The sequence below is a fragment of the Streptomyces sp. NPDC086549 genome (genome assembly GCF_044746205.1).
In the GTDB taxonomy this organism is placed as follows: domain Bacteria; phylum Actinomycetota; class Actinomycetes; order Streptomycetales; family Streptomycetaceae; genus Streptomyces.
Genome location: NZ_JBIVBS010000004.1, coordinates 62,177 through 82,533, shown reverse-complemented (window position 1 = coordinate 82,533; position 20,357 = coordinate 62,177). Strand labels below are relative to the sequence as shown.

Sequence of the window (20,357 nt, the reverse complement as noted above, 5' to 3'; positions counted from 1 at the left end):
CAAGATGCCCGTACCCGTACCGCGGCAGAGAGCGATCCCGGCCGTGGAGAGTGGTCAGGCGCAGGCCGCGTCCGCACGCGGCCCCCTCACGGAAGAGGCCAACCGCACCGAAGCCGCCGCCACCACCCACAGCGCGGCCGGCGCCACTCTCACGCTGCTGCTGATCGAGGACGATCCGGCGGGCTCGCCGATCGTGCCCGAACTGCTCGACTCGGCCGGCAAGCCCATCCGCGTCCGCACCGCCCGCAACCTCACCGAGGCCGGACGGCTGCTCACCGACGACGTCCACTGCATCCTGCTCGACCTCGCGCTCCCGGCCCCCGGCCGGGCCGGCGCCGGCGACGACGAGCTGGCCGTGCTCAAGCACGTGCTGGAGCTCGCGCCCCGGCATGCCGTCCTCGCGCTCACCGCGTCCGGTGACGCCGAGCGCGGCACCGAGGCCGTGCGCGTGGGCGCCCAGGACTACCTCTTCCGGGACGAACTGGACGGACGGCTGCTGAGCCGCGCCATCCGGTACGCCGTGGAGCGCAAGCGGTCCGACACGGCCGAGCGACGCCTGGCCGAGGGCCGGGTGCGCGCCCAGGAGAACCGTCGCCTGGAGCGCGGCCTGCTGCCGACGCCCCTGCTGGACGGCTCGTCGTTGCGCTTCGCCGCCCGCTACCGCCCCGGCCGTTCGCGCGCGCTGCTCGGCGGCGACTTCTACGACACCGTGCGCACACCCGACGGCACCGTGCACGCCATGATCGGCGACGTCTGCGGCCACGGCCCGGACGAGGCCGCGCTCGGCGTGGAGCTGCGCATCGCCTGGCGGGCGCTGACGCTGGCCGGACTGTGCGGCGACGAGCTGCTGGGCACGCTCCAGCAGGTGCTGGAGCACGAGCGCTCGGACGAGGAGATCTTCGCGACCCTCTGCACGGTGGACATCTCGCCCGACGGCCGCTGGGCCGGCCTGTGCCTGGCCGGCCACCCGTCCCCGCTGGTCACCCGCCCCGGCCGGCCCGCGGAGCTGCTGCCGTACGACAACAACGGCCCCGCCCTCGGCCTGCTCCCCGGTGCGCGCTGGCCGCGTATGCAGGTAGAGCTGGGCGCCGAGTGGAGCCTGATGCTCTACACCGACGGACTGATCGAGGGCCGTGTCGGCGTGGGCGGGGAGCGCCTGGGCCAGGACGGCATGGTGGAGATGGTCCGCCGCCAGCTCGCCGCCGGTCTGCGCGGGGAGGATCTGCTGCGGTCCGCGGTCCACGAGGTCCGCGAACTCAACGGCGGTGAGCTGACGGACGACGTGGCGGTAGTCCTGCTGGACCGGGTGCCGTAGTCCTGCCGGACTGGGAGCCGTGGTCCTGCTGGACCGGTGCCGCAGTCCTGCCGGACCGGGAGTCACAGTCCGCCGGACCAGGAGCCACGGTCCTGCCGGACCGGTGCCGCAGCCCTGCCGGACCGGGAGTCACAGTCCGCCGGACCAGGAGCCACGGTCCTGCCGGACCGGTGCCGCAGCCCTGCCGGACCGGGGGCCGTAGTCCCGCCGGACCAGGAGTCACAGTCCGCCGGACCAGCAGCCGTAGTCCTGCCGGACCAACGGCCGCGGTCCCGTCGGCCCCGGAGTCGTGAGGGACCGGTCAGCGGCCGCCGTTCCAGGGGCCGTACGGACCGTCGCTGCTGCTTCCGCGGCGGCGGCCCCAGCCGCGGCCGCCGCCCGAGACCTGCTTGAGCGCGGGGCGTACGTCGACGATGTAGACGATGCTCGCGACCACGCCCGCGATGGGCAGGATCGAGAGGATCGAGAAGAGGTAGCTCACCACGAGCGCGATACCCAGGATGATCAGCCAGAAGATCTTGTTCTGCTTGTCGGCCGCCCGAAAGGCGTCCTCGCGCCGGAACGCGGCGTCGAACAGCCCGAACGCCGCGAGAGCCATCAGGATGATCTTCAAGATCCCCAGGAACCCCGCGAAGCCCAACATCAGCATGCCGTCCACCGCCCGTTCTCTCCCGACTCCTACGCGGCCACCGTACCCGTACAACGGGCCGGACACCCCAGGGGTGCCCGGCCCGTGCGTCCAGCCGCCGCTTACTTGGCGGGCGGCGTGGTCTTCTTGGCGGTGGCCTTGCGAGGAGCCGGGGCCTTCTTGGCGACCGGCTTCTTCGCCGCAGCGGACTCGGCCTGGGCCTCGGCGGGCTTCGGCTCGTCCTCGACCACGGCCGGCTCGGCCTTCGGCTCGACGGCGACGGCGAACTCCTCGATCCCCTCGGCGGCCTCGCCGCGCCAGGACTTCACGGCCTGCTCGCCGTGCTCGGCGACCTTCTCGTAGGTCTCGCGGGCCTTCACGGCGTACTCGGCGGCGACGCCGACACCGCGCAGGGCGAGGTCCTGGGCGGACTCGCCGAGCTTCTTGAGGTCCGCGTCGATCGTGGTGCCGAGCTTCTTCAGGTCGCCGTCGAGGGCGCCGATGAACTCGTTGACCCTGGCCTGGATGGTCTCCTGCGCCTCCTTGGCCTTGGCACCGGCCTCCTTGGCACGCGCGGCGGCCTTCTCCTGCACGGCCTTCGGGTCGGTGTTGCGCACGGCCTCGATGCGGGCCGGGGCCTCGGCGCGCAGCTGCTCGACCAGGGCCGGCACCTTCTTGGCCTGCTGGTACGCCAGGTCGGCGGTGCCGGCCGCGAAGTAGAGCGGAGTCGGGTCGCTGAAGGTCTTGCGCAGATCGTCGGTGATGGCCATGGTGAGGGTCCTCCCGGATTCACATTCGGCTGAGGGTTTTGTGGTCCGCAGTCGGGCGGCCGGCGCCCTGGTCCGGTTCAGCCTGCCGCCTGCTGCGGATCGGCTTCGCTCGCGTCGGCCGTGCGGGTGCCGCGCACGGTGGTGTCTTCGTGGGGCCGGGTCTCCTCCGCGCCGTCGCCGTCCGAGACGCCCGCGAATCCGTTCTCCTTGCGGAAGGACTCGTAGATCTGCAGCAGCACCTGCTTCTGCCGCTCGTTGAGCGTGGGATCGGCGAGGATGACGGCGCGCGTCTCCACTTCGTCCAGGTCCCGCTCCGCGTCGAGGATGCCTGCGCGGACGTACAGCGTCTCGGCGGAGATCCGCAGGGCCTTGGCGACCTGCTGCAACACCTCCGCGCTCGGCTTGCGCAGCCCGCGCTCGATCTGGCTCAGGTACGGATTGGAGACCCCGGCGGCATCGGCGAGCTGCCTGAGCGACAGCTGCGCACTGCGACGCTGCTCGCGCAGGTACTCACCGAGATTGCCGACGTTGAGCGATGCCATGCCCCCACCCTGCCCCACCCGTGCTAACAATTGCAAGCACCTGCTTGCAAAAGTGTGTCACGCCACTCCCACGGGGGCTCGGGGCCCGGCCCAGGCTGGCATCACCGCCACGCCCCCGGCCCCGACACGCCGGAACCGGGACCGAAGAGGTGACCGGCGGCCAGCCGGATGGAGCACTGCGGCGGAAGGCCTGGCGTGTCGGCCGCGCCCGGTGTTCGCGCTCGTCGCCGCGCGGTGTCACGGGCCCGCGGTTCGCCCGTTCGTCCGCAGCCACTGCGTGACCGTCGTGAAGTCGGCGTCCGTAATGCCGTAGGAGTGCTCGACGCGGTGCAGGAGCGCGGGCCGGCGGTGGTGCGCGGCGACCCAGGCGCGGTCGGCCTCGGTGATCTCGTCGTCGAGCCAGACGAACGGGCGGCCGGCCGCCCAGGCGACCAGGGGCCGGGTCTTCCAGTGCAGCAGAGCCGGCGGCGCGTCCTCGTCCGGCCACTCCACGACCGGCAGCGGGGGCAGACCGAGCCAGGGCGAGACCACGGTGTTCGCGTCGTCCATCCACGTGGTGGCCCACACCAGCTCGCAGCCCAGCGCGGCCAGCCGGGGGCCCAGGGAGGGATCGATCCGGGACAGCAAAGGATGGCCGGCGGCCGCCTCCGGAGGGACGCCCGCCGCCTCGTACACCGGGTACGGGCGGTTCGTCGCCCCGAACGGGATCAGCGGGCCGTCGACGTCGAGGAAGAGGAGCATCAGGTAACAGGATCAGACATCGAAGCCGTTCCCGGCGAGAATCATGTCGATACGGGCCCGGTGTGCCGCCTGCCAGGCGTCGAGGGTCTCGGCGGCCTCCTTTGCGAGCTTGGCGCGGGCGTCCGCGAGCACCTTCGTCCGGCGGGCGTGCGGCACGACCACCACGCCCTCCTCGTCGGCGACGACCACGTCCCCGGCGCCGACGTTCACACCGCCGCACCTGACCCGCTCGTTTAGCGGCCGAACCGCCTTCTTCCCTCCGGGGATCGGTATGACGCCCCGCGCGAACACCGGGAAGCCCATCTCGCGCACCTCTGCCAGGTCACGGATCAGCCCGTCGGCGACGAAGGCCGCGATGCCGCGCCGCCGGGCCACCGCGCAGACGTTCCCGCCGGCCAGCGCGTAGTCCAGGTCCCCCGACTCCACGACGATCACCGAGCCGGGCTGCGCGCGGTGGATGGCCGCGTGGAGCATGAGGTTGTCCCCCGGAGGACAGCTGACCGTGAACGCCGGGCCGGCGACCCGCGGGACGGGGTCCCACAGCGGCCGTATGCCGATGTCCATGACCTGCGCGCGGCCCAGCAGGTCGGCGAGGGTGGTCGGGGGGATGTCCTGGAAGCCGGTGACGTCAGTCGTGGTGGTGTCGGTCATGGGGCCGACGGTAGCGACCCCGCCCTTGGCCATCGCCCGGAACCGGCCTGGGGCAGCCCTAGAACGGCAGTGGCCGCCCGTGCACCACGTCCAGCCGCGACACCGCCCGGGTCAGCACCACGTACAGCCGGTGCAGCCCCCGCTCCTCCGCCTCCGCGACGGCGGCCGGTTCCACGGCCACGACATGGTCGTACTCCAGGCCCTTGACGACGGTCGCGGGCACCACCGCCACCCGGGCGCCCAGTTCGTCCGGCCCCGCCACCGCGATCCCGGCGGCCGCGAGCGCCTCCCGCACCCGGGCCGCGTCGGCGTCCGCCGCGACCACCCCGACGGAGCCCTCCCGGGTGAGCGCGTCCCGAACGGCGGCCACGGTCTCGCCGAGCACGTTGTCGCAGTGCCGGATGCACAGCTCCCCGTCCCGCCGCATCGACCGGGCCGCCGGTACGTCGACGTCCAGCCGTCCCAGCAGCCGGTTGGCGAGCTCCACGACCGCCGTGGGCACCCGGAACCCCGTCGTCAGCGGGACCACGGCCGCGTCCGGCTTGCCCAGGTGGCGCAGCAGCACGTCCCACCGGCGCGCGGACCACGGTGTGGTGCCCTGCGCCAGGTCACCGAGCACGGTCAGCGAGCCGAAGGAGGCCCGCCGTGCGATCGCCCGGCACTCCATCGGCGACAGGTCCTGCGCCTCGTCGACCACGATGTGGCCGTATCCCTCGGGGTGTTCGATCAGCCCGCCGACCTCGTCGAGCAGGACGAGGTCGGCGGCCGACCAGCGCGCGGACTTGTACGAGCGCGGCGGCCGCGTCCAGAGCAGCGCCTCCTGCTCGTCGGCGTCCAGCAGCCCCTCGGCCGCCCGCGCCAGCTCCCCGGGATCCATGAGGAGTCCGGCGACGACCTCCTCGGGCCGGACCTTCGGCCACACGGCGTCGACGTACGCGCTCAGCGCCCGCGCCCGTTCGATCCGCCGCACCCAGGAGCCCGGCTGCGGCCCCGCCCGCCGTTCGGCCCGCGTCTGGATGGAGCGCACCACCCGGGCCCGCACCCGCTCGCGCCCGACGGCGTACGGCGGTTCCTCGGCCCTTACTCCCGCCACGATCTCCGCCAGCTCGTCGGCCGAGACCCGCCAGGTGTACGAGTCGTCCGCCACGGCGAGGGATTCGACTCCGTCGGCCGACACCCGTGCGTACAGCGCCCGGCGCAGCACCTCGGCCATGCGGGCGTCGTGCTTGACGGCCGCCGCCCGCTCGGAGTCGGTGCCGCCGACCGGATGCCGGGCGATCTCGTCGTGGAGGGTGGACTGCCGTACGCCGGTCTCGCCGAGGGAGGGCAGCACCTCGGCGATGTAGGAGAGGAAGGTCCGGTTCGGGCCGAGGATCAGCAGTCCGGAGCGCCGGATCCGCTGCGGGTAGGTGTACAGCAGGTACGCGGCGCGGTGCAGGCCGACGGCGGTCTTGCCGGTGCCCGGCGCGCCCTGCACGCACAGGGAACCGGTGAGGTCGCCGCGTACGAGGTCGTCCTGCTCGGGCTGGATGGTCGCGGCGATGTCCCGCATGGGTCCGACGCGGGGCCGCTCGATCTCGCGGGCGACGAAGTCGCCGGTCCCCGACTCGCCCTTGCCCAGGTGCTCGTCCTCCATCCCGGTGAGGTCGGCGGAGTCGCCGCGGCTGGCCGGCGCCCAGCCGAAGCGGCGGCGCACGGCCACTCCCCGCGGTTCGAGGGCGCTCGCCTGGTAGAAGGAGCGGGAGACGGGGGCGCGCCAGTCGACGACGAGGGGCGGGGCGGACGGGTGCTCGGTGATCCGCAGCCGGCCGATGTGGTACCGCTGCCCGCCGTGCTCGCCGTCCCCCGCGCCGAAGTCCAGCCGCCCGAAGAACAGCGGCCCTTCGGGCAGTTCGGTGAGCGCCTTGGCATGGCTGCGCAGCCGGTATCCGAGGACTTCGGCGTCGGCACCGGAGGCGGAGACGTCCTCGCCGATGACGACCTGTTCGGCCGCTCCGTCGACCATGGCGGCGAGGGCGGTGCGGCAGGTGTCGTGGTACGCGCGTTCGTCGTGGAGGGCTTCCTCAAGGGCAGGGTGGGGTGACGTCATGCCATCCACCATACCGAATAATTTAACCGAGTTACATCTTTAACCGAGTCTCACATGGTGTCAGTGATCCTCAAGCAGGTTCTCCAGCCGCCCGAACGCCCGCTCGGCCGCCGCCACCGCATCCCCCCGCACCTGCTCCACGCCCTCCCCCGCCGCGACCCGCCGCCAGTTCTCCTGCGCGAGGATCCGCCGCACGGCGATGATCTGCGCGGCGGCGAGCCGCCCGTCCAGACCCCCGCCGAGCGCCTCGGCCAGCGCCTCCTCCGACCGCTCCTGGTATTCGTACAGCCGCGCCACCAGGGACGGAGTCCCGTAGAGCAGCGAGTGGAAGGCGAGCACCCCGGGGTCGTCGTTGAGACCCGTGATCGGATCGCACCGGTCGAGCGCGTCGAGGAAGTGCCGCCGCAGCGCGTCGACCGGCCGCGCCTCCCCGGCGACCACCCGTGCGGCCTCCTCCCGGTGGTCGGCGATCTGCTGGAGGACGAGGTCCTCCTTGGCCGGGAAGTACCGGAAGAGGGTCGGCTTGGAGATCCCGGCGGCCGCGGCGACCTCCGCGACCGACACGGCATCGAACCCCTTCTCCAGGAAGAGCCGCACGGCGACCTCGGACACCTCCTGGTACATCCGGATCTTCTTGCGCTCGCGCAGCCCCATCTCCTCACCCATGGGGCCGAGCCTACGGCGAAGGCCGGCGAACCGACCGCTGCGGTCGGAGGCCGTACGGGGACCGCCGCCCCGCTCGGTCGCCGCACCACCACCGCATGAGGGCAGCCATGATCCGGGTTGAGCTCGGCACGTGATCGAGCCCCAGGGGCACGGCGGCGGCAGCCAGCCTGCCTTCCAGGATGCGAGCGGCCCGCTGGAGATCGTGCAGGCGGAGTTCCGGCCCGTCACACAGCGACAGGGACACACGTATGACATCGGTGAAGACCGACTGCGCCCTTTTGAAGTCGAGGAGGAGGAAGAGGTCCCGCTGCCATCCGGACGAACTTCCGGGGCGGACCCTCTCCACGGCCCGGCACCACTCTTCGACCATGCGGCGCGCCTGGACGTCCGGATAACGCATGAGATGCAGATGGGTCGCCAAGTCGTAGAGCGGGTCGCCCAGCATCGCCAATTCCCAGTCGATCGCCCATAACATCCTTGCGGGGTCGACGATCAGGTTCTCCCGGTGCAGATCCCCGTGGAGGAGACAGAAGGGGCGTTCCCGCAGACCGGGCACATGCTTTCTCAGGTAGCGGAAAGACTCGTCGCTGACCCCCAGATCGCCGAACAGCACACCGAACTGCTCAAGGTTCGATTGATAGACCTCTTTCTCGGCGAAAGTGATCAACTGTTCCAGGAAGCCGTCGCTGTCACCTTCCACCGGGCGGTCCTCGTAGCTGCAAAGCCGCACGACGTCGAGCATGTCCGGAGTGATCCGTGCCGTCTGCCGAAACAGCCCGACGATCTGCCAGAAGACCTCGGGGGGTATGCGTCGGCCCGGCAACCGCAGCGACCTGAGGGTCTGTCCCTCGATGAACCGCTGGACCCTTGTGCCCTCGATCTCGACGACCTCGGGAATCCGCTTGACGCGCCCCCTGAGCGCGCACAGCAGCTCGTCCTCCGAGTCGAAGCACCTCCGGTCGAACCAGAGGATTTGCGCCCGCGGCTCCCGGCACTTGAACCGCGACCCGTCCGGTAGCGGAAAAACATACGTCTCATGGTGATAACCCTGGAGCGGTCCGACGACGCTGCTTGCATCGCCGCTCAACTCCTCCGCCCGTTGACGAGCAATTGAGGCCCTGGGAGCGACCACGTACCGGATTCCCCTCAATCATCCTGGAGCAGAGGGTGGTAAGAACTCACCACCACCGAAGCACCGGCCTGCCGAAGCCCCCGCACCTTACGCTCGTTCCGCCCGAAGCCGATGAAAGCCGACCCCGCATTCCGCGCGGCCTGAACGTCCGTACCGCTGTCACCGATCATCACCGCGTCCCCGGGGCCGAGGCCGAGGCTGCCGAGCGCACGGCACAATACATCCGGGTCGGGTTTCATGAGGCCGGGATCGGCTGTACGACCCTGAATGGCCTCGAATTGACCGAGCAGGCCGGCGCGGGACAGATAAAGGCGCGCGGCCTCGGCGGAATTGTTGGTGACGATCGCCAGGCGATGCCCCCGGCCGGCCAGGCGACGAACGAGGTCAGCGGCGTGCGGCGTGGGCCAGGCGACCTCCGCGGCGGCCCGTTCACCTGCCGTCAGACGCTCCTCCATCAGTGCCGGCAGACGCACGTCCGTGTCGTGCCGTGCCCGGTGCACGGCCCGCAACACGACATGCGGGTCGATGTCCTGGCGCTCCGCGTCGGTGAGAACCTTCCCCGCACCGAACGTGACAGCCAGTCGCCGCAGTTCATCCGCCAGCGGCGCCGACCGGCCCTTGGGAAAGAGGCGGCAGATCGGCCCGTCGAAGTCGAACAGTACGCAGCGCGCCCCCTCGATCAGCCGCCGCGCGTCCTGGACGTCACCGAGCTCGTCGACCATCCCGCTCCCTTCGCCTCACCCACGCGCCTCTCTGTCCCCCCGGCGGTCCATACCGTCGGATCGCCCCGAGCGGCGACCCTTGTCGATCGTGACCCACTCACGCAGGGCGGCGACGACCGCCCGTTCGTCCCGTACCTCGTCCACCAGCCCCAGCGGCTCACGGGCCCGCTGGAGAGCCCGGCGGATGCGCTCGGTCGCGAGACGGAGGTCCCGGTCGCCGGGGCGGTCCGGAAGAAGCAGCGCGGCCCGCATGACATCGGGAAATACCGACTGGACGTATTCGAAGCCGAGATAGACGGGCAGGTCGGCCTCCAGGCCCGCGGACATCGCTCCATGCCCCGTGCGGTCCATGGCATCGGCCCACATGCGGACCATCAGCTCCTGCTCCGCCTTGTCGTAGTTCATCCGCACCAAATGGGTGGTCAGGTCGTGCACCGGGTCGCCGAACAGGGCGAGTTCCCAGTCGATCACGGACAACCGCTCGCCCCCGGGCGTCGGAATCACCACGACATTGGCCCGGTGGACGTCCGTGTGGAGCAGGACGAACGGACGCGAGGTCAGGACGGGGGCCGAGCCGATGAAGCGGTCGATGGCGTCCGCGGGAACGCCGATCGCCTCGAAGAGCCCTCCGAAACGGGGCTGGTTGGCCAGCTGCACCCGCTCCTTCGCGAACCGCGCGATCCATTCCAGGAAGCCCCGGCTGTCGGCATCGCGCGGCCAGTCCGGAGGAAGCGGTGGCAGCTCGTCCTTCGTCACATCGGCCAGGCACGCGAAGAACCCGGCCAGCGCCAGGAGCCGTTCGCTGCCGATCGGTCCCTCCGGAACGACGTCGGCCAGGGCCTGTCCGGCGACGTACTCGTGCAGTGACCATTCTCCGAAGTCGGCCAGGCAGCGGGGGACGCTGCTCGCATGCGCTTGCAGAGCGCGCAGCACCTGAGCCTCGCTGCGCCAGACCCGGGGAACCACCTCGACCGAGGGAAAGGGCGTACGGAACTTGGCGAGAACCCGCCCGGACGGCTGCCGGAGAAGGAACGCCAACGGTTGCCGCAGTGCTGCGATGCGGTTGATGTTGTGATGGCCGGAAACCACCTCCCCATCGGGGCTGCGGCGCCGCGCCTCCGCGAAAACGCGCACGAGAGACAGGTGCGCTCTGCGGGGCAGAGGGTGCGACATGCGCGCAGAGAATAGCGGGCGTGCTGGGTGTTCTCACGTCATGTCACTATGTGGACGGCGTCACGCCGGTCCCGGCGCGGACGATTCCGCGACCGGTTCAGATGTCGGCCTCGGGGTCACTCAAACGTTCCCAATACGACTCGAAACTGGCCCGCATGGTCGCGAAGATCCGGCCATCGTGCGACTCGTCCTCCGCCGTTTCCTCGCGGTGGTGGGAGAGCACCGAGCCCAGGCCGAGTACGTCCAGCGCCTCGACGGACGTCCCGTCGTCAAGGGTGATCTTGCGCTCGAACACCTCGTACAGGCCGAACAGCAGGTCCTCTTTGTTGATCACGTACAGCTTGTACTGGGGCGTCATCGCCACACGGCGGATCTCCACCTCGGCATCGACCCCCAGTTCGCGCAGCTGCCCCATCAGACCGGTGATCTCGATGGCGTACCTCCGGGCCATGGCCCGCCAGCGCTGCCAGATCCGGTCGTCCTCCTTGTCCTTGGCCGCGGGATAGGCCAGCTTCACCGTGTCGGAGGGCAGGAGCATGCGCAGCCGCACCCGCTCCGGCGTGACCTCCCCGGCGGCCACGCGCTCGGCCTGGACCTTCAGGTGGTTCCACAGCGTTTCGGAGGTCAGCGCGAAGGTGTCGAGGACGACTTCCGGCTGCTCGAAAGCGCGGTGGATCAACGGTCCCAGCGAGGTGGCCACCCGGCGCCTGGGGCGCGGGTCCGCCGGTTCCACCTGCGGCACCTTCAGCACCCACATGCCGCTGCCCTGCCGGGACTCGACCCATCCCTCGTCCGTGAGCTTGCGCAGGACCCGTTGGACGGTGTCCCGGCTCACCCCGAATTCCTCGGCGAGCTGCCGCTGGGTCGGCAGCGACTGGCCGGCGCGGTACGTCCCGTTCGCCAGCTGCTCCCGAAGTACGGACTCCACCAAAGTGGATGCCCTTCCTCCGCTTTCTGCACGTCCTGAGGTAGCCACAGACCGAACCTAGCGCCCCCGCGCGCCAGGCGCACTACTTCCGGCCGCTCAATCACTCCTATTGGACCGATTATTGAAGGACTGATCTTGATCGCGATCCGTCAACTCTGCCCCACTGGGCCGATTGGCTGGAAAGTAGTGCACTCAAAGGGGGTAACGGTGGCGGGTGCCGCCCCGTCAACCGTCCCGCAGAGCGCACAACAGGGGTTCGAGCGATGTCACGACCACCTCGGCCCCGGCGTTCCGCAACTCCTTCAGCCTCTCCTCGCTGGTCGCGTAGCCGATGAAGGGCACACCCGTGCGCGAGGCGGCGGTGAAGTCGGTCGGGGCGTCGCCGATCATCACCGCGGTGGCAGGTGCCGCCCCCATCGCGGTCAGCGCACGGTTGAGGCAGTAGGGATCGGGCTTGAGCCTGCCGATGTCCTGGGTCCGGCCGTAGATGTGCGGGACGAAGCAGCCCAGCAGGCCACGGCTTTCCAGATACGCCCGCACGGCCCGGCCGGAGTTGTTGCTCGTGACGGCAAGCCGCGAGCCGACCGCCGTCCAGGTGCGTATCAGCGGGTCCGCGTATGCGGTGGGCATGGCCGTGGCGGCCGCGAGGAGTTCTTCTCCGGTGAGACGTTCCTCCAACTCACCGACCATGTAGCTGCCGGGGCGCCGACGGTCGACGGCGCGCAGGAGCTCGTGCGGATCGGGGGACTCCTGCGCGGCATCCGGCACCAGGTCTCGCAGCCCTTGCCTATCGAGCCACTGCCTCAGATCACCGGCCACCTGTTGCGCCGAATGGCGGGCGAACAGACTGCAGATCGGCCCGTCGAAGTCCCAGAGCACCACCTTGGCGCTCGTGATCAACCCTTGCAGAGCCGGGCTCTGTTCCGTCACCAGATGAGGCTGCGCCGTATCAGAGGTCACTAGGAGAGTGTCAGGTCCGTGGTGATGGTTTCCCAGAGGGCGTCGAACCACTTCTGGGACTCCTCCACGAACGCCGCGTCCCGGTCGCCGGCTCTCTTCTCGAAGGAGAAGAGGAGGGACTGGGAGCCCAGAGCGTCGTACATGTCGAGCGTCTGGCTCTCCCACTCCTCCTCCCGCCGGGTCAGCATGTAGTAGGCGATCAGCGCCTCCTCGCCATTGAGCAGGTACATCTTGATGGGAGGAGTGAAGGGAAGCGCGCGGAAAGCCACCTTGACATCGATGCCGTGCGTGGACCGCAGGGCCCGCAGATTGTGCTGGAGGACCTGCCCCTGGGCATTGCGCATCGCGAGCCAGCGCTGATGGACGGGGTCGTCCTTGCTCCGGCCCTCCACGGGCACGGGGAAGGCGAGGGTGATGTCCCGGGACGGTACGAGAATCCGAACGCTGATCGAATCAGGGCTCAGGCGGCCGTCGTGAATCAGCCGAAGCGGCTCGCCGAGGGCCAGCATCAACGTCTCGGCCGTGTGACAGACGACGTCGATACGGACGTGCGGGACCGAGAGTGCCTCGGTCAGCCTGGGCGACAGCCCCACCATCGTCGGCTGGGGCTCGCTCCGAGGCGTGGTCTGCTCCGCGATGCGCGGCGGACTGCCCTTGCTCACATTGCTGAGCAATCCGTCCTCGTGCAGCAACCGCAGGGCCTGGCGCACGGAACCCCTCTCCACGCCGAACTGCTCGGCCAGCTCTGCCTGCGTGGGCAGACGGTCACCCACCTTCAGGTCACCGGCGCGGATCCGTTCCCGCAGGACATCAGCAATCTCCTGGGGCGAGACCCTCTTGCTGCGGTCCACTGCCACGTACTCCTCGGTCACGACCAAACGCTACAACTTTGATCCATCTAGGGGGAGTTGTTTCTTAGTTGTTTATGAAGATCAACCAAGCTCCGGCAAGTTGGTCGCAGTTGGGCACCAACCCCCTGGACCGGCCGACCCAACCAGCAAGCGGACCAGTTTTCAGTCACATCACCAGTCCAACCATCCTTCCGGTTAGGCGATCACGCGATTAGGGCACAACCTTGATGCCTCGATCAGTCCAATTGGACGACAAGTTTGATCGACCGGCCTATGTGACCGACAGGGGGAGTCATGATCGTCACTCAGCTGGTGTCCGCCGCCCTCACCATGGGATTCGAATACACGATCCAAGCGCGCTACGGAGCAGCCGGCGCGCTTTCTCTGTTCCTCATCGGAGCCGGGATCAAGGCGCAGAACACCACCTGCTCCTCCATCGGCGCCGTGCTGCTCGTGCTGCTCATGACCCAGGCCTGAACCGGCTCCGTGGGTCACGTCGGGCGCCAGCAGTCCAATCGCTCGTGAAGAAGCGGATTTGACTGGTCCGTCGAAAAGGCGGAGGCCTTCGGGAGCAGTCGCTTCCGCTACCGACGGAGCGCGTCCAGCACGGGCTGGAGCGACCCGACGACGTGCTCTGCCCCGGCATCCATCAGGAGATCGGCCTTCAGCTGGTTGCGCGCGTAGCCCAGGAACGGAACCCCGGCCCTCTCGGCGGCGGCGAGATCCGAGGGGGAGTCGCCGATCATGAGGGCCGCCAAGGGGGCGACGCCCGTCGCGTTCAGCGCGCGGTTGAGGGAGTGCGGGTCGGGCTTGAGGAGGCGCAGGTCCTGGGTGCGGCCGTAGATGTGCGGGGCGAAGCAGCCGAGCAGGCCACGGCTCACCAGGTACTCGCGGACGGCGAGCGGGGAGTTGTTGGTCACCACGGCCGGCCGGGTGCCGACTGCCGACCAGGTACGGATCAACGGGTCCGCGTAGGGGGTGGGCATCGCGGACGGAACGGCGCGCAGTTCCTCCAGCGTGAGACGTCCCTCCAGCTCGGTCACCAGATCGCTGCCCGGATGCCGCAGGTCCACGGCGCGCAGGACCACTTGGGGGTCCGAGGCCGCCCGTTCGTCGTCCGTGAGCAGCCTGCGCATGCCATGTCCGTCGAGCCATTGCACCAGTTCACGGGTCACATGGTTCGCCGGGTGACCCGCGAACAGTCGGCATATCGGCCCGTCGAAATCCCACAGGACCACCCGTGCTCGGGCAATGAGCTCCGCCACCTCTGCGGTCTGCTGCGCATCAGAAGTCACCAGGAAAGTGTCAGGTCCGCGGCAATGGTTTCCCAGAGGGCGTCGAACCACTTCTGGGACTGCTCCACGAACACCTCGGCGAGCACGGCCTGGGTGGGCAGGCGGTCCCCCGCCCTGAGGTCGCCGACGCGGATCCGTTCCCGCGGAGTGTCGGCGATCTCCTGGGGCGTGAGCCCACCGGTGCCGTTCACTGCCGCGTTCTCGTGGGTCACGACCAGACGCTACAACTTAGCGCCATCTCAAGGCCGTTGCTTGGAAGTTGTTTACGACAGGCTGCCAAGTGGGGACAACTTAATCCGAGTTGGTTGCCAACTTGATTGAGTTGGCGGAAGTTTTGCTTCCCTTGCCGACCCGAAGGGGGATTCATCGTGCCTGTCCTCGCTCTCCTGTCCGCCGTCCTCGTCGTCGGCTTCGAGCAGCTCGTCCAATGGAGGTACGGCGCCACCGGCATCGTCGGCCTGCTGCTGCTCACCGTGGGCATCAAGGCCAAGAGCCCGGCCGTCAGCTCCGCCGGGGCGGTCCTGCTCGCCGTCCTGCTCGCGGGGCCCGCCCTATGACGTCAGCACGAGTTCGGTACTGATCGTCTCCCACAGCGCGTTGAACCACAGGTGGGACTGTTCCACGAACGTCGTGTCCCGCGGCCCGGCACCCTGCTCGAAGGCGAACAGCATCGACCGGGTGCCCTCGGCGTCGTACATCGCCAGGTACTCGTGGTCGATCTCCCGCTCGCGCCGGGCCACCGTGTAGTACGCGAAGAGCGCCTCCGTGCCGTTGAGCAGGTACAGCTTCACCGGCGGTGTGAACGGCAGCGCGCGGAAGGACACGTTCACGTCAATGCCGTGCGTGGCGCGCAGGGCCAGCAGGCTGTGCCGGAGCACCTGGCCCTGGGCATTGCGCTGAGCCAGCCAGCGCCGGTGCAGCCGGCCCGTGGCCGAGGCGTCGTCCACCGCTGCCGGGAAGGCCAAGGCTATGTCGCGGCTGGGCAACAGGACCCGGAGATCGACCTTGGCCGGTTTCAGTCGCCCGGCGTGGATCTGGCGCAGCGGTTCGCCGATCGCCATCGTGAGCGAGACGGAGGTCAGGCACAGGGCGTCGATCTCGACGTGCGGGGCCGCGAAGGCGGCGGCCGTCCGCGGAGCCAGGGCCACCATGGTGGGCTGCGGAGGGGCTCCGGGGCCGGCCGGGAGCAGCCTCACGTCCGGATTCGGGGCCACTGTGGCGGGGCTGCCCTTCGATACATCGGTGAGCAGGTGCTCCGACTGCAGAATGCGCAGCGCCTGCCGTACGGCTCCGCGCTCCACGCCGAACTCGTCGGCCAGCCTGGCCTGCGTGGGCATGCGCTGACCCGCCCGCAGCACTCCGGACCTGATCCGGGCGCGCAGCTCGTCGGCCACCTCGCGATGTGACTTCTGTGGCCGCTGTGACCTCTTCCGTCCATTGACGGAGGCGTGTTCCGGGTCCACGGACAAACACTACAACTTCCCGCCATCTTCCGGCAGTTCATGGGAAGGTGGTTATGAGTCGACCCCAAGTGGAGATAAGTACTGTTGAGTTGGTCACCAACTTGAGCAACATGGTCGAACTTCCCGGTGGTTGGCCGATCGGGCTCCCTTCCGGAGGGGAGCCGGGAGCTCGGCAGGCCGGACCGGCCGGTGGCGAACCACAGCGGCACAAGAGGTACAGCCGCAACCGAACGCACAGCCACAACTCAACACCGACAACTGAACGCCGAGAACTCGATATCGGCAGCGCACAGTCACAACTGAACAGCTCGCTACGGATGAGATGAGAAGTACCGCCGCCGGAAGGAAGGGGGCATCAGAAGATGTCCGGGCACCACGGTCGCCCGGACGTGTGCAGCAGGGCGTCGGCCACCCGGGCGGCGCCCGCTCGTGCTTCCTCGGCCCGGCCCAGTGCCACGAGCCGCGTCGCCCTCTCGTCGCCCAGCCACAGCGTGGACAACTCGGCTACATCCAGGACCAGTTCCGCATCCTCGGTGGTCGGCGTGCAGGACGCGCCCTCGGGCGACGCCTCCAGCCGGTAGCGGCCGCCCGCCAGACCGTGCCGGTCGACGACCTCCAGCACCAGCGTGCCCGCCCCCTCGTACGTCCGTGCCTCCAGGGCCCGTACGACGTCCAGGATCCGCACCCACAGCCAGTCCGCGTGTGTGGTCACCTTGGCCGCGCGCGGGTCGGGGAGAAAGAAGGGGAGCAGGTCGTCGGGCGACCGCCAGCCGCTCTTGACCTTGGTGATCCAGTCGATCGAGCAGAGGTAGTGCCACAGCGCGCGCTCGGCCGCCGGGGTCGACGCGAGCAGCCAGTTCACGTCGGCCGTGTTGTTCGGCAGCTTGCCCTGCCAGTTGTTGTCCGACTCGTACGACACCATGCCCTCGACCTCACCGGACGCGGAGCGGTAGACGGCGTAGAAGGGCTCGGTCCAGTCGCCGGCGAACATGCGCACGGCTCCGGTGTTCTCCCGCCACCACAGCTCGCCGCGGCTGACCGCGCCGGCCTGGACGCGGCGTACACGCTGGTGCAGTTCCGGGCCGAGCTTGCGCACGTCCTCGGCCTCCACCAGGTCGATACGACCGCCGTCCTCCGGGCCCGACCAGCGGGGGTCCAGGCCGGTGCGGAGGACGTCGACGGTCCACTCGGTCATCCAGGTGGCGGGGCCGAAGCCGTAGCGGCCGTAGATCGGGTACTCGGCGGCGATGAGGGTGGCGACGACGTCTCCGCGGTCCTTCGCGGCGGCGAGGTCCTGGCTCATCATGCGGGTGAGCAGGCCCCGGCGGCGGTGGGTGGGGCTGACGGTGACGTTGGAGATGGCGTCGGCGGGGACGGCCGCGCCGCCCACCGGCGTGACCTCCTGGGCGAAGGAGCGGAAGGTCGAGACACACCGGCCGCCGTCGAAGGCGCCGAGGAGACGGCCGGGGACGAACTTCAGCCTGCGGGCGTCCAACTGCTCCTGCGCCACGACGGGTTCCCGCAGGAACCCGGTGTTCAGGGCCCGGTGCCAGTCGGCGAACTCGTCTTCGGTGATGGGACGGACATCGATGTCTGCGGCGGGGCGGCTCATGGGGTCACGGTAGGTGGACCGCTGCCCGGTGTCGCGGGGATTTCCGAACGCCCGCCGGGCGGTCCGCACCGCCCGGCGCGGCGCGTCACGTGAGCAGGTCGTCCACCTGCGCCTCCCCGTCCCGGTATCGCCGGGCGATCTCCGCGCTGCACTCGTCGGTCGTGCGCTGGAGGTGCTGGCGGCGGCGGGAGACCTGCTGTTCGTAGCGGACTAGACGGCCCATCGCGGTGTTGAGTTCCAGGTCGGTGCGGGCCTGGAGGTCGGAGAGCTCGACCTCGGCGAGCATCTCGGCGGCCAGCTGCCGGTACTCCTCATTGTGCGGCGTGCCGAGTGTCACGTGGCGGGCCGAGGACCGGTGGCGGGCCGGGGCGTCGGTGAGGATCTCCGGGAGGCGGGCGACCACGGGGGCGACCGCGGCGGCGTCCTCGGCGGCCGGCAGCGACGCCGGTCCGCGGCGGGACAGCTCCGCGCGCAGGATGTCGATCCGGCCCTGCAGCAGCCGCCGTACGTAACTGAGGTCCGCCTCGTCGCGCTGGGCGTCCCGGCGCAGTGTGCGCAGTTCGGGCAGACTCAGCAGGGTCAGGTCGTGCTCGGGCGGACGCGCGGACAGCGGGGTGCTGTCGCTGCGCTGCGCGGGCGGCCGGTGCGTGTCCGGACCTCCCTCGCGGGCGGCCGCGACCGCCCCGGGCGGCTGCCCGGTGCTCGGTGTGCTCATGTGCCTCAACCGTCCCCTCGACCGGCGTACGGAAGCATCGTGCCACCCCAAGTGGCTGCTATGTGACCGAGTGCCCCCGAACGGCCCCAGATAGGGGCTTAAGGATCAAAAATAGACCCCCCGCGAACGCGGGTGCGGCACCCGGCATGATGGTCCGCATGCGTGCAGTGGTGCAGAGGGTGGACGGCGCAAGCGTCGTCGTGGACGGCGAGACCGTGGGCGAGATCGCCGGTGAGGGACTGTGCGTACTCGTCGGGGTGACGCACGAGGACACCAAGGAGAAGGCGGCCCAGCTCGCCCGCAAGCTCTGGTCCGTCCGCATGCTGCACGACGAGAAGTCGTGCAGCGACATCGACGCGCCGCTGCTCGTCATCAGCCAGTTCACCCTGTACGGGGACGCGCGCAAGGGCCGTCGGCCGACCTGGAACGCCGCCGCTCCCGGCGACGTCGCCGAGCCGCTGGTCGACGAGGTGGTCGCCCAGCTGCGCTCGCTGGGCGCGACGGTGGCGACGGGCCGGTTCGGCGCGCGGATGCGGGTCTCGCTGACGAACGACGGCCCGTTCACGGTCCTGATCGAGGTCTGAGGACCAGGCTCCTGGTCGGGGCCGGGGACCAGGCTCCTGGTCGGGGCCGGGGACCAGGCTCCTGGTCGAGGCCGGGGACCAGGGTCCTGGTCGAGGCCGGGGACTAGGGTTCTACGACCGTTTCCTGCGCCGCGGCCGTCTCCCCCGCCACCAGTCGTGCGTCCACGGGCACGTTCCGCTTGACCAGGGCCAGCGCGATCGGGCCCAGCTCGTGGTGGCGTACGGACGTGGTGACGAAGCCGACCTTGCGGCCGTCCGGCCCCTCGTCCGCGAGGCGGATCTCGGTGCCGTGGGTCGGCAGGTGGACCTCGCTGCCGTCGAGGTGGAGGAAGACCAGGCGGCGCGGGGGCTTCCCCAGGTTCTGCACCCGTGCCACCGTCTCCTGGCCCCGGTAGCAGCCCTTCTGCAGGTGCACCGCCGTGCCGATCCAGCCCAGCTCGTGCGGGATGGTGCGGTGGTCGGTCTCGAAGCCGAGGCGCGGGCGGTGGTGCTCGACGCGCAGGGCCTCGTAGGCGAGGATCCCGGCCGCGGGGCCCGCCTTCTCCGCGTACGACTCCAGGTCCGCGCGAGGCAGGAAGAGGTCACGGCCGTACGCCGTCTCGCGGATGACGACGCCCTCCGGGACCTCGGCGATCGAACCGGCCGGCAGGTGGACGACCGCGAAGTCCTCGGTCCGGTCGGCGACTTCGACCCGGTAGAAGAACTTCATCGACTCCAGGTACGCGACCAGCTCGTCCCGGGTGCCGGGCTCCACGTGGGCCCAGACCGTCGTGCCGTCGTCCACCAGGTACAGCGCGTGCTCGATGTGGCCGTGCGCCGACAGGATCAGCGCCTCGGTGGCCTGGCCCGCGGGGAGTTCGCTGACGTGCTGGGTGAGCAGGAGGTGCAGCCAGCTCAGCCGGTCCTCACCGGTGACGGTGAGGACACCGCGGTGGGAGAGGTCGACGAATCCGGTGCCGTCGGCGAGGGCGCGCTGCTCGCGGAACAGGTCCCCGTAGTGGGCGGCGACACCTTCGTCCACGCCCTCGGCGGGGACGGCGCCGGGCAGGGACAGCAGAGGGCTCTTCATATCCGTAAGCCTACGACTTGGTAATTGAACTCTTGAGCGTGCAGTCCTTGCAGCGCCCGAAGATCGCGAAGTGCTTCATGTCCGTGTCGAAGCCGAACGTCTCACGGAGCTTGGCCCTGAATTCGGCCGCCACGTCCACGTCCGCCTCGATGACGTTCTGGCAGTCCCGGCAGACCAGGTGGATGTGGTGGTGGCGGTCCGCGAGGTGATAGGTCGGGGCGCCGTGGCCAAGGTGGGCGTGCGAGACGAGGCCGAGCTCCTCCAGCAGCTCCAGCGTGCGGTACACCGTGGAAATGTTGACCCCCGACGCCGTCTTCCTCACTTCCACGAGGATGTCGTCGGGGGTCGCGTGTTCAAGGGTGTCCACGGCTTCGAGCACGAGTTGCCGCTGCGGCGTCAGCCGGTAGCCGCGCTGCCTGAGGTCGCTCTTCCAGTCGGTGCTCACCACACC

At 69.9% G+C, this 20,357-nt stretch carries 23 protein-coding genes and 1 pseudogene; 4 read left to right on the top strand and 20 right to left on the bottom strand.

Annotated features, from left to right (window positions below):
• Positions 1–4: 4 nt before the first annotated feature.
• Positions 5–1,315 carry a PP2C family protein-serine/threonine phosphatase gene (locus ACIPSA_RS15210; RefSeq protein ID WP_402634042.1) on the top strand — a complete coding sequence of 437 codons (1,311 nt, stop codon included), beginning with the start codon at positions 5–7 and terminating at the stop codon, positions 1,313–1,315.
• Positions 1,316–1,616: 301 nt separating this feature from the next.
• On the opposite strand, the gene ACIPSA_RS15205 is transcribed toward ACIPSA_RS15210, so the two are convergent.
• The 13 genes from ACIPSA_RS15205 to ACIPSA_RS15145 all read right to left on the bottom strand — a co-directional run bounded on the left by ACIPSA_RS15205 (position 1,617) and on the right by ACIPSA_RS15145 (position 13,195).
• Positions 1,617–1,964, bottom strand: coding sequence for a DUF2516 family protein (locus ACIPSA_RS15205; protein ID WP_402635392.1), 348 nt, complete (start codon positions 1,962–1,964; stop codon positions 1,617–1,619).
• A 101-nt stretch (positions 1,965–2,065) separates the two neighbouring features.
• Positions 2,066–2,713 (bottom strand): hypothetical protein, encoded by a 648-nt coding sequence (locus ACIPSA_RS15200; RefSeq protein ID WP_402634040.1) that lies wholly within the window; start codon positions 2,711–2,713, stop codon positions 2,066–2,068.
• Positions 2,714–2,790: 77 nt separating this feature from the next.
• Positions 2,791–3,255: a helix-turn-helix domain-containing protein gene (locus ACIPSA_RS15195; protein WP_402634037.1), complete on the bottom strand. Its 465-nt coding sequence runs from the start codon at positions 3,253–3,255 to the stop codon at positions 2,791–2,793.
• 237 nt (positions 3,256–3,492) lie between these two features.
• Positions 3,493–3,996 carry an HAD domain-containing protein gene (locus ACIPSA_RS15190; RefSeq protein ID WP_402634034.1) on the bottom strand — a complete coding sequence of 168 codons (504 nt, stop codon included), beginning with the start codon at positions 3,994–3,996 and terminating at the stop codon, positions 3,493–3,495.
• A 12-nt stretch (positions 3,997–4,008) separates the two neighbouring features.
• Positions 4,009–4,647, bottom strand: coding sequence for an RraA family protein (locus ACIPSA_RS15185; RefSeq protein ID WP_402634031.1), 639 nt, complete (start codon positions 4,645–4,647; stop codon positions 4,009–4,011).
• Positions 4,648–4,705: 58 nt separating this feature from the next.
• On the bottom strand, positions 4,706–6,736 hold the full coding sequence (locus tag ACIPSA_RS15180) for a HelD family protein (protein ID WP_402634028.1): 2,031 nt from the start codon (positions 6,734–6,736) through the stop codon (positions 4,706–4,708).
• A 60-nt stretch (positions 6,737–6,796) separates the two neighbouring features.
• The gene (locus ACIPSA_RS15175) at positions 6,797–7,402 is read right to left on the bottom strand and encodes a TetR/AcrR family transcriptional regulator (RefSeq protein ID WP_402634025.1); all 606 of its coding nucleotides are present in this window, start codon (positions 7,400–7,402) and stop codon (positions 6,797–6,799) included.
• Positions 7,403–7,412: 10 nt separating this feature from the next.
• Positions 7,413–8,489: a phosphotransferase gene (locus ACIPSA_RS15170; RefSeq protein WP_402634022.1), complete on the bottom strand. Its 1,077-nt coding sequence runs from the start codon at positions 8,487–8,489 to the stop codon at positions 7,413–7,415.
• Between the two features lie 59 nt (positions 8,490–8,548).
• Positions 8,549–9,256: an HAD family hydrolase gene (locus tag ACIPSA_RS15165; RefSeq protein ID WP_402634019.1), complete on the bottom strand. Its 708-nt coding sequence runs from the start codon at positions 9,254–9,256 to the stop codon at positions 8,549–8,551.
• Between the two features lie 15 nt (positions 9,257–9,271).
• Positions 9,272–10,429, bottom strand: a complete 1,158-nt coding sequence (locus ACIPSA_RS15160; protein WP_402634017.1) for a phosphotransferase family protein — start codon at positions 10,427–10,429, stop codon at positions 9,272–9,274.
• A 97-nt stretch (positions 10,430–10,526) separates the two neighbouring features.
• Positions 10,527–11,357: a GntR family transcriptional regulator gene (locus tag ACIPSA_RS15155; protein ID WP_402634014.1), complete on the bottom strand. Its 831-nt coding sequence runs from the start codon at positions 11,355–11,357 to the stop codon at positions 10,527–10,529.
• A 225-nt stretch (positions 11,358–11,582) separates the two neighbouring features.
• Positions 11,583–12,368 carry an HAD family hydrolase gene (locus ACIPSA_RS15150; protein WP_402634011.1) on the bottom strand — a complete coding sequence of 262 codons (786 nt, stop codon included), beginning with the start codon at positions 12,366–12,368 and terminating at the stop codon, positions 11,583–11,585.
• Positions 12,317–13,195, bottom strand: a complete 879-nt coding sequence (locus ACIPSA_RS15145; protein ID WP_402634008.1) for a GntR family transcriptional regulator — start codon at positions 13,193–13,195, stop codon at positions 12,317–12,319. The genes ACIPSA_RS15150 and ACIPSA_RS15145 overlap by 52 nt, the downstream gene beginning before the upstream one ends.
• A 267-nt stretch (positions 13,196–13,462) precedes the next feature.
• On the opposite strand from ACIPSA_RS15145, the gene ACIPSA_RS15140 reads away from it, so the two are divergent.
• Complete coding sequence (locus ACIPSA_RS15140; RefSeq protein WP_402634005.1) at positions 13,463–13,645, top strand: hypothetical protein; 183 nt, start codon at positions 13,463–13,465, stop codon at positions 13,643–13,645.
• A gap of 107 nt (positions 13,646–13,752) precedes the next feature.
• Here ACIPSA_RS15140 and ACIPSA_RS15135 read toward each other — a convergent pair whose 3' ends face one another.
• Positions 13,753–14,466 (bottom strand): HAD family hydrolase, encoded by a 714-nt coding sequence (locus ACIPSA_RS15135; RefSeq protein WP_402635389.1) that lies wholly within the window; start codon positions 14,464–14,466, stop codon positions 13,753–13,755.
• A gap of 65 nt (positions 14,467–14,531) precedes the next feature.
• Positions 14,532–14,681 (bottom strand): annotated as a pseudogene (locus ACIPSA_RS15130) (GntR family transcriptional regulator); the annotation flags it as partial.
• Positions 14,682–14,831: 150 nt separating this feature from the next.
• On the opposite strand from ACIPSA_RS15130, the gene ACIPSA_RS15125 reads away from it, so the two are divergent.
• On the top strand, positions 14,832–15,020 hold the full coding sequence (locus ACIPSA_RS15125) for a hypothetical protein (protein WP_402634003.1): 189 nt from the start codon (positions 14,832–14,834) through the stop codon (positions 15,018–15,020).
• Here ACIPSA_RS15125 and ACIPSA_RS15120 read toward each other — a convergent pair.
• The 3 genes from ACIPSA_RS15120 to ACIPSA_RS15110 all read right to left on the bottom strand — a co-directional run bounded on the left by ACIPSA_RS15120 (position 15,015) and on the right by ACIPSA_RS15110 (position 18,253).
• The gene (locus ACIPSA_RS15120; RefSeq protein ID WP_402634000.1) at positions 15,015–15,932 is read right to left on the bottom strand and encodes a winged helix-turn-helix domain-containing protein; all 918 of its coding nucleotides are present in this window, start codon (positions 15,930–15,932) and stop codon (positions 15,015–15,017) included. The genes ACIPSA_RS15125 and ACIPSA_RS15120 overlap by 6 nt on opposite strands.
• 349 nt (positions 15,933–16,281) lie before the next feature.
• A complete protein-coding gene (locus tag ACIPSA_RS15115) occupies positions 16,282–17,538 on the bottom strand; it encodes a GNAT family N-acetyltransferase (RefSeq protein WP_402633997.1) in 1,257 nt (418 codons plus the stop codon).
• 85 nt (positions 17,539–17,623) lie between these two features.
• Positions 17,624–18,253, bottom strand: coding sequence for an aerial mycelium formation protein (locus tag ACIPSA_RS15110; RefSeq protein ID WP_402633994.1), 630 nt, complete (start codon positions 18,251–18,253; stop codon positions 17,624–17,626).
• 158 nt (positions 18,254–18,411) lie between these two features.
• On the opposite strand from ACIPSA_RS15110, the gene dtd reads away from it, so the two are divergent.
• Complete coding sequence (dtd, locus tag ACIPSA_RS15105; protein ID WP_402633991.1) at positions 18,412–18,837, top strand: D-aminoacyl-tRNA deacylase; 426 nt, start codon at positions 18,412–18,414, stop codon at positions 18,835–18,837.
• Between the two features lie 103 nt (positions 18,838–18,940).
• On the opposite strand, the gene ACIPSA_RS15100 is transcribed toward dtd, so the two are convergent.
• Both ACIPSA_RS15100 and ACIPSA_RS15095 read right to left on the bottom strand, forming a co-directional pair.
• Positions 18,941–19,906, bottom strand: coding sequence for a YgfZ/GcvT domain-containing protein (locus ACIPSA_RS15100; RefSeq protein ID WP_402633988.1), 966 nt, complete (start codon positions 19,904–19,906; stop codon positions 18,941–18,943).
• A 10-nt stretch (positions 19,907–19,916) separates the two neighbouring features.
• Positions 19,917–20,354 carry a Fur family transcriptional regulator gene (locus tag ACIPSA_RS15095; protein ID WP_402633985.1) on the bottom strand — a complete coding sequence of 146 codons (438 nt, stop codon included), beginning with the start codon at positions 20,352–20,354 and terminating at the stop codon, positions 19,917–19,919.
• Positions 20,355–20,357 lie beyond the last annotated feature (3 nt).